The following is a 13,608-nucleotide window of genomic DNA, read 5'->3' on the forward strand; positions in this document are numbered from 1 at the left end:
AAAAAAAGAAACAGCCGCGGCTGTCCCTTTTTAACTTGCTTAAAATTTTCTAAATCGTTGGTATCTTTTTTCAATCAAATCTTCTGTGGAATATTTTGAGAGTTCAGTGATTTTTTCAATTAATGATTTCTGCATCATGCGAATGATCTTATCTTCACTGAGTTTTTTCCCCTTCAGCGTTTCAGGAATCACCCGATCAATAACGTCTAATTCTAATAATTCAGCCGCAGTGATTTTCATCAGCTCTGCCGCCTCATCTGCACGTTTGCCATCTTTCCAAAGGATCGATGCAAATCCTTCTGGTGAAAGAATTGCGTAAATACTATATTCCATCATCCAAACTTCATCAGCTAATGCTAAAGCTAGTGCTCCACCGCTTCCGCCTTCACCAGTCACGATTGAAATGATTGGAACTTTTAAATCAGACATTTCTAAAAGATTTCGAGCAATTGCTTCGCCTTCACCACGTTCCTCTGCCTCAACACCACAGAATGCTCCAGGTGTATTAACAAAGCATATTACTGGCCGATTAAATTTCTCAGCCTGTTTCATTAAGCGCAGTGCTTTACGATATCCCTCAGGATTTGGCTGCCCAAAATTACGCTCCATGTTTTCTTTCAGATCGTTACCTTTTTGAATACCGATTACCGTTACTGGTTTACCAGCAAGGTTGGCTACCCCGCCAACAATTGCAGGGTCGTCACCAAACAAACGGTCTCCATGAAATTCCTGAAAATCCGTGAAGATTTTTTCGAAATAATCAAGACTCGTTAAACGATCCTGATGTCTTGCTAACTTAACAATTTCTCCAGCAGTTAGGCTCATTCTTCACACCAGCCCTTCTGTTGATGAAATGCTAATAATTGCGACAAACGATCTCTCAGCTTCATTCTTGGAACAATCTGATCAATAAAGCCATGTTGTAAAAGAAACTCGGCCTTCTGAAAATCATCTGGCAGTTGTTGACGAATCGTCTGCTCAATCACACGCCGACCAGCAAAACCAACTAATGTCTGCGGTTCAGCCAAAATAATATCGCCCTCCATCGCAAAGCTGGCAGTTACTCCACCTGTGGTTGGGTCCGTTAAGACAGTAATATATAGCAAACCGGCATTACTATGTCGTTTGACTGCGGCCGAAATTTTTGCCATTTGCATCAATGAAAAAATTCCCTCTTGCATCCGAGCACCACCCGAAGCAGTAAAAAGTACGACAGGTAATTTTTCGGTCAAAGCTTTCTCGAATAATCGAGTAATTTTTTCTCCAACAACGGTACCCATGCTTCCCATGATGAAATTAGCATCCATCACGCCAATAGCAACCGTTTGATTATTGATCGTTGCTTTTCCTGTTAGCACAGCTTCATCCAACCCAGTTTTTTCTTTAGTTGTTTCGATTTTGGCTAAGTATTCAGGAAAATCAATCGGATTTTTTTGTTCTAATTGGTTATCCCAATCTGCAAAACTTTTTTCATCAATTGTCAGAGCTAATCGTTCCCAAGCACTGATACGGAAACTATAACCACAATGAGGACAAACTTTTTCAGCACCAATTTCTTTTTTATACAGCGTCCGTTTGCAATTTGGACATTTCGCCCACATATCGTCGGGGACGGTTGGTTTCGTCGCTGGTGCGCTGTCGCGATTAGGATTGATCCGAATGTAGTTTTTTTTCTTATTAAAAAGTCCCACCTAAATTCCTCCTACTCGCTTTGTTGCCACTCAGGTAAAAATGTTTTTTGTAAAAAACTTGTATCATAGTCGCCAAACAGAACACTTGGATGACTAATAAGATCCATTTGGAATTCAACATTTGTGATGACTCCGTCAGAAACAAACTCACCCAAGGCCCGCTGCATCTTCATCAAGGCATCAAAACGATCTTCGCCATGAACAATGATCTTGGCAATCATTGAGTCATAATATGGCGGAATCGTCACTCCGCTGTACATCGCACTATCCACTCGCAAGCCTAAACCGCCGCTAGGTAAAAGCAAAGTCTTGATTTTACCAGGAGAAGGTGCAAAGTTAAATGCTGGGTTTTCGGCATTGATTCGGCATTCAATAGAATGGCCTTGGAATTTTACATCTGATTGTTTCAAACCCAAGGGTTCACCTGCCGCAATTTTAATTTGCTTTTTCACAATATCGATCCCAGTAACCATCTCAGTGATTGGATGTTCTACTTGAATCCGAGTATTCATTTCCATAAAGTAGAAATGGCCCTCTTCATCGCGAAGAAATTCGATTGTTCCAGCACTTTCATAATTAACAGCTTTTCCAGCTTTTACCGCGATATCCCCCAGCATTTTACGGTTTTCTTCGCCAATTACGACTGAAGGAGCTTCTTCCAAAACTTTTTGATTGTTTCGTTGTAATGAGCAGTCGCGTTCGCCGAGGTGGATCACATCACCTTGCTGATCACCTAGAATTTGTACTTCGATGTGACGTGCTGGATAAATAATTTTCTCCATATACATCGCATCATCACCGAAAGCCGCTTTCGCTTCTGATTTAGCAGATAAAAAGTTCTTCTCAAGTTCGCTTTTCGTTGGAACTTTACGAATTCCTTTTCCTCCACCGCCTGCCGCAGCTTTTAGCATAACAGGATAACCGATTTTATCAGCCAGTGCTTCCGCTTCTGCTAGTGTCTCAATTGCGCCGTCACTACCAGGAATAACAGGAACACCTGCTTTTTTCATTAGTTGACGTGCATGAATCTTATTTCCCATTGCATCAATGGTTTTTTCACTTGGTCCGATGAACTTGATATTGCATTCCCCGCACATCGTTGCAAATAAACTATTTTCTGATAAGAAACCAAATCCGGGATGGATCGCTTCAGCATTCGTTACAATCGCCGCACTTAAGATTTCTTGCATATTTAAATAGGACTCGCTTGAACGAGCTGGCCCGATACAAATTGCCTCGTCAGCCATCTCTGTGTGCAGAGCTTCTTTATCCGCCTCAGAATAAACCGCGACTGTCTGAATTCCTAGTTCACGACAGGCACGGATGATTCGTACAGCGATTTCGCCACGATTGGCGATTAAAATTTTTGAAAACATAGACATCTATCCAATCATAAAAGTCAGTTCTGCTTCGGCCACTTTTTTTCCATCGACATATGCGATGCCTTTTCCGCAGCCAGCTGAAGAACGAACTTTTGTTAATTCTACTTCTAAAATCAATGTATCTCCTGGAACAACTTTTTTACGGAATTTCGCTTTGTCGATTCCGCCGAAATAAGCCGTTTTACCTTTAAAATCATCCATTGATAATAAAGCGACAGCTCCAGCTTGAGCCATTGCTTCAACGATCAATACACCGGGCATAACTGGTTCATGCGGGAAATGACCTTGGAAAAATGGTTCGTTAACAGAAACATTTTTCTTCGCTTGGATACTTTTTCCTGCTTCTAGTTCCTCCACACGATCGATCAGTAACATTGGGTAGCGATGCGGGATAATTTCTTTGATTTCTTCAATCGTTAACATTTATTTTTTCCTCCTAGCTTATACGGAATAACGGTTGTCCATATTCGACAACATCTTCGTTTTCTACCAAAATATCAGTGATGGTACCATCAAAATCACTAGTGATTTCATTTAACAACTTCATAGCTTCAATAATACAAACAGTCTCGCCTTGTTTTACTGTATCACCGACCGATTTATACGCGTCTTGTTCAGGCGATGGCTGCAAATAGACGATCCCGACTATTGGCGAAGTAATCACTTGTCCTTCAGCTTTGGTTTCAACAACTGAAGGAGTTTCTGAGTTCGAAGTCGGAGCTGCTTGGACAGCCGGTGCTGCTGGCGTTGATTCCACAGACTGTTCAGTTTGAACTGGCGCTACAGTTTGACGATTCGTCTGATTTTTATTCATGTATAATTCAAAACTGCCTTCTCGTAAATCAAATTCGGTTAAATTTGAATCATTGAATTGATTCAGCAGTTCTTTGACTTCGTTGATTTCCATTCTTAATCCTCCCAGCGTTTCAAACAGATCACAGCGTTGTGACCGCCAAAACCTAGAGAATTACTTACGGCGTAATTAACCGGTGTTTCTTTTGCCTCGTTCACAACAACATTTGCTTTGATTTCTGGATCTACTTCTTGAATATTTGCGGTTGGTGGAATAAATTGATGCTGTAAAGCCATCAATGATGCTACCGCTTCAACACCGCCGGCACCGCCTAATAGATGACCCGTCAGTGATTTCGTACTGCTGACATAGGCTGCTTCTGTTAAAGCCGCTTCAATTGCTTTACTCTCAGCTTTATCGTTTGCTTGTGTACTCGTTCCGTGAGCATTCACGTAATTAACATCAGCCGGAGTGATACCTGCTTCTTTGATTGCTTCCGTAATAGCTCTTGCTGCTCCTTCGCCATCTGGTGATGGTGCCGTCATATGATAAGCATCGCAAGTAGCACCGTATCCTACAATTTCACCAAGGATGTTTGCGCCGCGTTTTTGTGCATGCTCTAAAGATTCTAGAACTAAGACGCCAGCACCTTCTCCCATGACAAAGCCGTTACGATCTTTATCAAAAGGAATTGATGCACGAGCTGGATCTTCTGAAGTGCTCAATGCTGTTAATGAAGCAAAACCTGAGATTCCGATCTTGTTGATACAAGATTCGGCGCCACCAGCAATGATGACATCAGAATAACCATGTTTAATATTGCGAAAAGCTTCGCCAATTGAATGAGTTCCACTGGCACATGCGGTTACCGTACTTGTACAAATACCTTTTGCTCCGATACGCAAAGCAGTATTTCCTGCCGCCATGTTAACGATTGCTAGAGGAACAAACATAGGAGAAACACGAGCAGGTCCTTTTGCATCCATCTTCAATACTTGATCTTGGATTGTACCTAGACCGCCGACACCTGAACCGATCATTACACCGAAACGCTCCATATTTTCTGTTTCAGTATCAATACCGCTCATTTCTAATGCTTCAAGCGCAGAATAAATCGCATATAATGAGTAAGTTTCCATTCGTTTAGTGTCTTTTTTGACAAAATATTTTTCCAAAGGGAAGTCTTTTACTTCGGCCGCTACCGTGATACCTGTTTCACTGGCATCAAAGCGGGTAATCGGTCCAAACCCATGATTTCCTTCTTTTAAATTCTTTAAAAATGTTTCTTCATCATTTCCAATCGGTGAGGCAACACCAAAGCCTGTAATTACGACACGATTCATTTTATTCCGTCCTTTCTTTACATGACCATTCCGCCATCAACGTTCAATACTTGACCCGTGATGTAACTGTTTTGTGCTAAGAATAAAGCAGTATTTGCTACATCATCCACACTACCAAAACATTTTAGCGGAATTTGACCTTCCATTTGTTCTTTGACTTTATCATTTAGTTCATCTGTCATATCTGTTTTGATAAAACCGGGAGCAATTGCGTTGCAAGTAATACCACGCGGTGCAACTTCCCTTGCTACTGCTTTTGTGAAGCCAATGACACCCGCTTTGCTCGCAGCATAATTGCTCTGTCCAACATTTCCAATCAAACCAACTACGCTGGAAAGATTGATAATAACTCCAGCACGTTTTTTCATCATTTTCTTCAAAACTTGCTGAGTCATATTAAAGGTCCCCTTCAAATTGATATCCATAACGGCATCAAAATCTTCCGGCTTCATCCGTAAAAGCAGTTGATCTTTTGTAATACCAGCATTGTTAATCAAAATATCGACAGACCCCAGAGTATCTTCACATTCCTTGATCATTTTTCCAGCTTCTTCAAATGAACTGATATCACCGCAAATTGCGGTGCATTTCACCCCAAAGGCTTCGATCTCAGTAATTTTATCTGCAGGAATAGCTTTACGTCCATTCAATATGATATTTGACCCAGCTTGAGCAAAAGCTTTTGCAATGCCCCAGCCGATTCCACGACTGCTGCCGGTAATAAACACTGTTTTATTCGTTAATTCCATTCGAACCTCCTAAAAAGCTGATTGTTTCTGCTAATGTCTTCGCATCTTCTACACGACTCGTTGAGAGCGAACGATCAATCTTCTTAATAAATCCGGTCAATGTTTTTCCAGGACCAATCTCGATCAATTGTTCAACGCCCATTTCTTTTAAGGTTACGATACTATCGCTAAATCGTACAGGCGACATCACTTGTTTTGTTAGTAATGAAACGATCTCGTTTTGAGGCATAGGTTTTGCAGTGGTGTTTGAAATTAGCGGAATCTGCATCTCCTCAAAATTGATTATGTTCAATACCTCGTTCAATCGTTTACTGGCAGGCTCTAATAATGCTGTATGAAATGGTCCGCTCACATTCAACGGAATCATACGTTTTGTTCCAGCAGCTTGCAATAATTCTTCCGCTTTCTCAACTGCAGCTACTTCGCCGCCAATCACGATCTGCTGCGGAGTATTATAGTTTGCTGGTGAAACAATTCCTATGGCAGAAGCTTGCTTGCAGCAATCTTCAATCACCTCGGCTGCTGTATTCATTACAGCTACCATTTTTCCGCTGCCGGTTGGTGCAGCCTCACTCATGAACTGTCCGCGTTTATGGACCAGTTGTACTGCATCGCTGAACTTTAAAGCCTCGGAAGCAACTAATGCCGTATACTCGCCTAAGCTCAAACCGGCGACTGCATCAGCCTGAAATCCCTTAGCTGTTAACACACGTAAAAAAGCGGTGCTTACAGTTAAAATTGCTGGCTGAGTGTATTTTGTCTCATTTAATTGGGAATTTTCATCGAAGCATAAGTCTTCCATTGAAAAACCAAGTAAATCGCTAGCCTCTTCAAATGTTTCTTTTACGATTTTTTCTTGCTGGTACAACTCTTTGCCCATTCCGACATATTGAGCGCCCTGCCCGCTGAACAAGAATGCTGTTTTCATGATCGTCTCCTAATAGCAGGAAAGGCCAGGCCTTACGCCTAGCCTTGTCCCGGAATTTTATTAATTAAGCGTTTTGTTGTTTTTCAACATATTCAACTAAATCTTTAACAGTTGTGATACCATCTTCAGTTTCGATCTTCACATCAAACTCGTCTTCGATTTCGTTGATAATTTGGAATAGGTCCAAGCTGTCTGCTTCAAGATCTTCTTGGATATTTGTTTCCAATTTCACTTCTTCTTTTTCTACTCCTAGTTCTTCTACGATAATGTCTTGGATTTTTTCGAATGTCATAAGTTGTTTCCTCCGATAATTTTAAATTTTAATTTTATATTTTTAACAAGCTTACAGCTGAATGAGCAGGTTGCCCCACGCCAATCCACCTCCATAGCCTGTCAATACCACTTTTTGATTACTATTTAATGATAAAACATTTGCTTCAACAAGTTCATCCAATAAAATCGGAATGCTCGCTGCTGAAGTATTCCCATAATTCATCAGATTCATAGGAAATTTTTCAATCGGCTCGTTCATTTTACGAGCAATTTTTTCAATGATTCGTTTATTGGCTTGATGCAGCAAGTAATAATCAACTGGCTCATCACCAATAAATTCTTTCAAACTTTTAGTTACATCATTTAAGGCAAAGTTCCAGATTCCACGACCGTCCATTGACAAAGCCGTACTAGTTTCTGCACCTTCGTGGAAAATATTACTGTTCTTGCGAAATCCGGAAGTCAATGCATTTGCCCGTTCACCATCTGCTCGCAGCATTTGCTTTATAATAGAAGCTTCTTCATTCGACTCTAGTAAAACTCCCGCAGCTCCATCTCCGAAAAGTACAGCTGACGAACGATCATGCCAATCTAACAGTTTTGAGGTTTTTTCACCGCCGATAATAATACCGCGCTTCATTCCACCGCGCATAAAATTTTCAGCTGTTGCTAGTGCATAAACAAATCCAGCACAAGCGGCAGCTACATCAAAAGCCATCGCCTGTTTTGCCCCCAGCTGACCTTGGACCTGACAAGCTACAGATGGCGATGTATAATCCGGCGACATCGTAGCGACAATAATAAAATCCAAACTCATAGGATCAATGGTTGCTTTATCAACCAATTTCTTTGCAACTTGCAAACACATGTCCGAAGTATTCTCTGCTTCTGCAACATGGCGTTGCTTGATTCCTGTCCGCGACTGAATCCATTCATCTGAAGTATCCAGCCATTCAGCCAGGTCATCATTTGTCACAATCTTTTCAGGCAAATAACGTGCTGTTGCAATTATTTTTCCGAAGCTCATACTCATTTGATCTCCTCTAAGTAACTATATAGATTCACTAGTGCTTTCAAGAAAACCTCTTGTTCCTCTGCATTCAAATCCCTAATGGCACTTTTGACCATTTCATGATGGAAATGCTGATGGATTCGAAAGACTAAGCGTCCTTTTTTCGTCAATCCTAGCTTGACTACTCGGCGATCATCTTCGCTGCGGATACGTTCTACATAGCCTTTTTTCACTAAACGATTGATTGATGTCGTCAAAGTTCCGACGGTTACCAGTAGTTCCCTAGCAACTTCTGTCGTTGTCTTCTTTTTATACATCCCGATTGCATCAATGGTGTGCATTTCTGTAATCGTCAAATCGCTGAATTGTGATTTTTTTAGTTCGTTTTCTTCAATCGACAAAACGTCGTTGAAAATTGAAACTAAATAGGCATTTAATTCTTCCCAGTTTCTTTCCATGTCCTCACCTAATTAGTTTGATTATCAAATCATTTGATGTTCAAACTATATCTTATTTTTTTTCTGAATGCAACCACATTTTTTCAATTAACCAAAAATTAATGATTGTTATTGAATCCTATTTATTTTTTAGATAAAAAAATACTTTGATCGTCAAAGGAATTAACAAAAAAAGAAGCGGAAATCCCGCTTCTTAAACATTCCGATGCATCGGAATGGCATTATTATTTGGATGAACCAGTAAATATTGAATGACATCGATGTTGCTGGCTTGAAATGAAGCTGCACATGCCTGCAAGTATAGATCCCACATTCGATAAAATGCTTCATCCTTATGATTGATAACCTTATCTGCTACTTGATGGAAATTCTTCGTCCAATGTTCAAGAGTTAGTTGATAATCACGACGTAAGCTCTCAAGATCAATTAACTGCAAATTATTCTCCGTTATATGACCGACTAATTCTGTCACACCTGGAATGTAGCCGCCTGGGAAAATGTATTGATTGATCCAAGCATTTTTTGCACCGCCTTGTTGACGACTGATACCGTGAATCAAAGCAGTTCCATTAAGCGCTAAATGTTTTTCAACAACACTAAAATACTCTTTTAGATTTTCAGCACCGACGTGTTCAAACATACCGACACTTGTAATGTGATCGAATGTTCCTTTTAGATCACGATAATCCATCAATTCGACAGAAACTACATCCTCTAAATTTTCCTTCTTGATAATTTCTTGGATGTGTTGGTATTGTTCTTCACTTAATGTAATTCCTTTGGCTTTAACCTTATATTCTTTTGCCGCAGTTAAAATTAATGTTCCCCAACCACAACCGATATCTAATAATGTTTCATCTGGTTGAATAAATAATTTATCAAGGATGTGATGTACTTTATTGATTTGCGCTTGTTCTAAAGTGTCTTCTGGAGTCTCAAAATAAGCGCACGAATATGTTAATGTACGGTCCAACCACATTTCATAAAAATCATTTCCTAAATCATAATGACTGTGAATATCATGAGCCGATTGTTTTTTTGTATGTTTCTCCTTCGGCATCCATTTTTTGAAATTCGTATTATGAAAAAAACCGTTTGCTTGGTTATATACATCGTAGATCAAAGCCTGTAAATTGCCCTCGATCTCGATTTTCTTTTCCATGTACGCTTCTCCAAGAGCCAATGAAGCATTATTGATAAGTTCTTTCACCGGAATCTTCTCATTGAAAATAATTTTGAAGATAACTTCTCCTTCAGAATTTCCATACTCCTTCGTGGATCCATCCCAGAAAGTTACTTGTGTTCTTTGAGAAAAAGATGGTTTAAATAATTGATTGTATACTTCTTTGTCTACCATATTATTGCCTCCCTCATGATATCTTCTGACTAAAGCTTAATAAGTTCAAAAGATTTGCCCTGAGTTAGCTAAAAAAATAGGAATTCCTCATAAAATTATAATCAAAAATTTTATGAAAACCCTGACAAAAAAGAATACAAAAAAAAACGGGTTTCCCCGTTTTATTGAATCAAATCATAAATTTCCATCGCAACAATGTCGATGTTGTCAAATTGATAAGATTGTTTGCTGTCGCTTTCAGTCAGTTCAAATGTTTCTGTCGTATTATCATAAGTTACAGTACACTTCTCTACGCCTTCTTTTTCAAAACGACGCAATTGTACTTCATTATCAGTCGATTCAGTCATTGCTTCTAAGCGTTTAATAATGGCAACTAATTGTGAATGTTTCATCTAGGTGCCCCCCTTCTTCTCAATTCTGTCTTATTGTATCAAATCCGACCGTATCTTGCATTGATTTTCATCAATTAATTTATGATTTTTTTACTAAATCTAACTTAAGATTCTGACCACCATAATTTAATCAAAGCTTGAGTGCCATCATTTTCAAACCCTTGGTCGGCTAACCGTTCATAAAGCTCCGTCGCCAACTTTGTTGCAGGCAGGTCAAGCTGCATTTTTTCTGCCTCATCTAAAGCGATTTTCAGATCCTTAATAAAGTGCTTAACGAAAAAGCCAGGAGAGTAATCTGATTTTAAAATACGAGGTGCATAATTTGTCATTGACCAATTTTGTGCTGCTCCGCCACCTAGTGTCTCTAAAACTTTTGGCACATCTAATTCGGCCGCTTTCGCATAGACCAGCATCTCAGTCATCCCGGTCATTGTTCCCGCAATCATGATTTGATTGGCCATTTTAGTATGCTGGCCAGCTCCAGGTCCACCTTGAAGGGAGTAGCTTTTCCCCATGATCTCAAATAACGATACAACTTGATCAAAGGTCGACTGATCGCCGCCTACCATAATGGTTAACGTTCCATTTTGAGCTCCTAAATCACCGCCAGAAACTGGGGCATCCAGCGATTCCGCACCTTTTTCTTTAGCAGTTTGATAAATTTTTTCTGCTAACGTTGGTGTAGAAGTCGTCAAATCGACTAAAATCTTTCCTGCGATATCCGCTGAAAAAATGCTGTTCGTTCCATAATAAATTTCTTCGACATCACTTGGATATCCAACCATTGAAAAAATAATTTCACTGACATTTGCCACTTCTGCTGGCGTTGCTTGCCAAGCAGCTCCATTTGCTACTAGTTCGTCTGTCTTGCTTTTCGTGCGATTATAAACTGCAACTTCATGACCTGCATTTAAAAAATGTTTGACGATGGATCTGCCCATCACACCAGTTCCGATAAATCCTATTTTCATGCTATTAACCTCCAAAATAAAAATAATCCATCTCCAGTATACATGAAGAGATGGATTTCAGCTTTATTTATCCTCGCTATTTCTAAGCGAATTAATTCTTACCCGCATTTTTTGAACTGTTCGAACAGGAGATTTCACTTCCGTGTGATTTTCAGCATAATAAACAATCATTTCTTGATAGAATTTTAGAATTTCATTGCCAAAGCGCTCCGCCGAAATTTCAATTAATTTATTATCCTGCACTTCGGGGTCGATTGGAATTTGTTGTTGAGCATAACGGATGAAACTGTCACTAAAATCTTCATCATGCTCAAAGGTTATCCCTAAAGACTCGTCACTTAGTAATTGGGTTAAATAATCATTTCCTTCAACGACACATTGCGTACCAGAAGCAATCGCCTCGGCATAAGTCAGGCCTTGCGTTTCTGAGGTCGAGGCGCTAACAAAATAATCCGCCGCGTGATAATAATATGCAACTTCTTCATGAGAAACTTCTCCCGTAAACTGAACGTAGTCCTTAATACCTAATTCATTTGTCATTTCTTCCAGATTCTCACGATAAGGACCTTTTCCTACAATTACTAATCGCGCATTGGGATAACTCATAAGAATTTCTGGAAATTGCTGTACGATGACATGGATATTCTTCTCATATGAAATTCGACTCAATGATAGAATCATCAAATCCTCTTTCTGTATACCTAGCTCATCTCTCAATCGATCAGTATCTTCCTTTGTAATATCCGGACGAACAAAACGTGTTACATCAATCCCAGTTGGAATAATTCGCATCGGAATGTCTACTTCATAACGTTTCAACGTATCAACTACCCGTTTACTTGGACACACTACTCCTGTAGAGTGATTTACAAACATTTTAATGAAATGTTTTACATGAGTAGGTCTGACAACTTTACCATTAGCAATATAGTGAAGATAATCCTCATACATCGTATGGTATGTATGAACAACCGGAATGCGCAAACGGTTCGCTACCATCTTACCTAAAAATCCGGCGCCAAACTCTGTATGCGTATGAATGATCTCCAATTCCAATTCCTTTGCCACTTGATAAGCAAACCAAATCCCCCGCACTACGATACGACGATCCTTGAAGGATACAAAAGGAACGCTGGGCATTCGTACGATATCTTTTTCAAACTCCTCAGCATCTGGATCAGTCGTCGTAAAAATATAGACTTCATGACCTTGCTTCTCGAGTTCATTTTTCAATGTTCTGATCGATGTTGCTACCCCACTGACCTGAGGGAAATAAGTATCTGTAAAAAAACCGATGCGCACGACTACTCCTCCAAACTATTTCGTGACCTTTGCATAAACCTGATGATCATAAGGCAGTTCTAAAACTGCTTGATAAACAGATTTTAATTCAGCACCAATTTGCGTGATGCTCTTTTCTTGGGCAGTTCTAAAACCTGCCATGGATAGATTAGGTAACCGATGATTCACTAATTGATGAATCAATTCTTCAAACTCTTGATTATTGGTTCCCATATAACAGTTTTCACCATCACTTAACCAGCCTTCGTACACAGGGATATTTCTTAACAGTACCTGTTGTTGGCTTGCTAAAGCTTCTAATACAACGATCCCCTCTGTTTCTTCATAGGATGGGAAAAAGAATAGATCTGCTCCAGAATAGGCTCCTTCAATTAAATCCCCGTTAATGTATCCCGGAAAAAGAACATTTTCAGGATGATCCTTTTTTACAATCCGTCGAATATTCGCCGGAATTGAGAGCATCGGCACATCCCCAAACCAAATAAAGGTATATTCAGGCATCTCTTCTGCAATTTTTACAAAATCAAGGATTCCTTTACGTTCAAAAAACAATCCAACGCAAATGACGACTTTCTGATCTTCGGTCAAATTGAAATGTTTTCGGAAAGCCGCTTCTTTACGCTCATCCGGATAATATCTTTTTAAATCGATTCCATTTGAGATCGCAGCGATTGGTTGTTCCAATCCATAGCTTCTCAGCAATTTTTTTGAATAAGGGGTCGGTGTAATCAAATGATCCGCCTGTCGATATAAAGCGACCAACCATTTTTTAAATAAAGGCGCCAGCTGATTCGAACCAACAAATGAATTACGAAAATCTTCTTCCGTCGAATGCGCATGAAAAACAATTTTCTTTCCAAGTCTTTTCGCTTTTCTGACTAGTTGAAGACTCTTCGGCCCATAAGTATTAATATGTAATATATCATAATCTGTAGCCTTTGGGTCAAGTGTGTATTC

16 protein-coding genes are annotated in these 13,608 nt (G+C 39.7%); all 16 read right to left on the reverse strand.

Annotation, left to right across the window (positions count from 1 at the left end):
* Window positions 1-39: 39 nt before the first annotated feature.
* A complete protein-coding gene (locus A5875_RS07190) occupies window positions 40-825 on the reverse strand; it encodes an acetyl-CoA carboxylase carboxyl transferase subunit alpha (RefSeq protein WP_088932974.1) in 786 nt (261 codons plus the stop codon).
* The gene (gene accD / locus A5875_RS07195; RefSeq protein WP_088932975.1) at window positions 822-1,691 is read right to left on the reverse strand and encodes an acetyl-CoA carboxylase, carboxyltransferase subunit beta; all 870 of its coding nucleotides are present in this window, start codon (window positions 1,689-1,691) and stop codon (window positions 822-824) included. Before accD ends, A5875_RS07190 begins: the two co-directional genes overlap by 4 nt.
* Before the next feature lie 11 nt (window positions 1,692-1,702).
* Entirely contained in the window at window positions 1,703-3,067 is a 1,365-nt protein-coding gene (locus tag A5875_RS07200; RefSeq protein WP_088934650.1) for an acetyl-CoA carboxylase biotin carboxylase subunit, read from the reverse strand.
* A 6-nt stretch (window positions 3,068-3,073) separates the two neighbouring features.
* Window positions 3,074-3,496 (reverse strand): 3-hydroxyacyl-ACP dehydratase FabZ, encoded by a 423-nt coding sequence (fabZ, locus tag A5875_RS07205; protein ID WP_088932976.1) that lies wholly within the window; start codon window positions 3,494-3,496, stop codon window positions 3,074-3,076.
* A gap of 13 nt (window positions 3,497-3,509) precedes the next feature.
* Entirely contained in the window at window positions 3,510-3,980 is a 471-nt protein-coding gene (gene accB, locus A5875_RS07210) for an acetyl-CoA carboxylase biotin carboxyl carrier protein (protein WP_088932977.1), read from the reverse strand.
* Window positions 3,981-3,982: 2 nt separating this feature from the next.
* A complete protein-coding gene (gene fabF / locus A5875_RS07215) occupies window positions 3,983-5,209 on the reverse strand; it encodes a beta-ketoacyl-ACP synthase II (RefSeq protein ID WP_088932978.1) in 1,227 nt (408 codons plus the stop codon).
* Window positions 5,210-5,226: 17 nt separating this feature from the next.
* On the reverse strand, window positions 5,227-5,958 hold the full coding sequence (gene fabG, locus A5875_RS07220) for a 3-oxoacyl-[acyl-carrier-protein] reductase (RefSeq protein ID WP_088932979.1): 732 nt from the start codon (window positions 5,956-5,958) through the stop codon (window positions 5,227-5,229).
* The gene (gene fabD / locus A5875_RS07225) at window positions 5,942-6,886 is read right to left on the reverse strand and encodes an ACP S-malonyltransferase (RefSeq protein WP_088932980.1); all 945 of its coding nucleotides are present in this window, start codon (window positions 6,884-6,886) and stop codon (window positions 5,942-5,944) included. The genes fabG and fabD overlap by 17 nt, the downstream gene beginning before the upstream one ends.
* A 64-nt stretch (window positions 6,887-6,950) precedes the next feature.
* Complete coding sequence (locus A5875_RS07230) at window positions 6,951-7,178, reverse strand: acyl carrier protein (protein WP_010746005.1); 228 nt, start codon at window positions 7,176-7,178, stop codon at window positions 6,951-6,953.
* Between the two features lie 51 nt (window positions 7,179-7,229).
* The gene (locus tag A5875_RS07235) at window positions 7,230-8,192 is read right to left on the reverse strand and encodes a beta-ketoacyl-ACP synthase III (protein ID WP_088932981.1); all 963 of its coding nucleotides are present in this window, start codon (window positions 8,190-8,192) and stop codon (window positions 7,230-7,232) included.
* Window positions 8,189-8,629 carry a fatty acid biosynthesis transcriptional regulator FabT gene (fabT, locus tag A5875_RS07240; RefSeq protein WP_088932982.1) on the reverse strand — a complete coding sequence of 147 codons (441 nt, stop codon included), beginning with the start codon at window positions 8,627-8,629 and terminating at the stop codon, window positions 8,189-8,191. Before fabT ends, A5875_RS07235 begins: the two co-directional genes overlap by 4 nt.
* Window positions 8,630-8,822: 193 nt before the next feature.
* Window positions 8,823-9,986 (reverse strand): SAM-dependent methyltransferase, encoded by a 1,164-nt coding sequence (locus A5875_RS07245; protein WP_088932983.1) that lies wholly within the window; start codon window positions 9,984-9,986, stop codon window positions 8,823-8,825.
* 161 nt (window positions 9,987-10,147) lie between these two features.
* The gene (locus A5875_RS07250; RefSeq protein ID WP_010740403.1) at window positions 10,148-10,378 is read right to left on the reverse strand and encodes a YkuJ family protein; all 231 of its coding nucleotides are present in this window, start codon (window positions 10,376-10,378) and stop codon (window positions 10,148-10,150) included.
* 104 nt (window positions 10,379-10,482) lie between these two features.
* Window positions 10,483-11,364: an NAD(P)-dependent oxidoreductase gene (locus tag A5875_RS07255; protein ID WP_254911856.1), complete on the reverse strand. Its 882-nt coding sequence runs from the start codon at window positions 11,362-11,364 to the stop codon at window positions 10,483-10,485.
* A gap of 48 nt (window positions 11,365-11,412) precedes the next feature.
* Window positions 11,413-12,651, reverse strand: coding sequence for a glycosyltransferase family 4 protein (locus tag A5875_RS07260; protein WP_088932985.1), 1,239 nt, complete (start codon window positions 12,649-12,651; stop codon window positions 11,413-11,415).
* 15 nt (window positions 12,652-12,666) lie between these two features.
* Window positions 12,667-13,608 (reverse strand): glycosyltransferase (locus A5875_RS07265; protein WP_088932986.1); only part of this gene is annotated, 942 nt, incomplete at its 5' end.

This window comes from Enterococcus sp. 3H8_DIV0648 (assembly GCF_002140655.1).
GTDB classification, from domain to species: Bacteria; Bacillota; Bacilli; order Lactobacillales; family Enterococcaceae; genus Enterococcus_A; species Enterococcus_A hulanensis.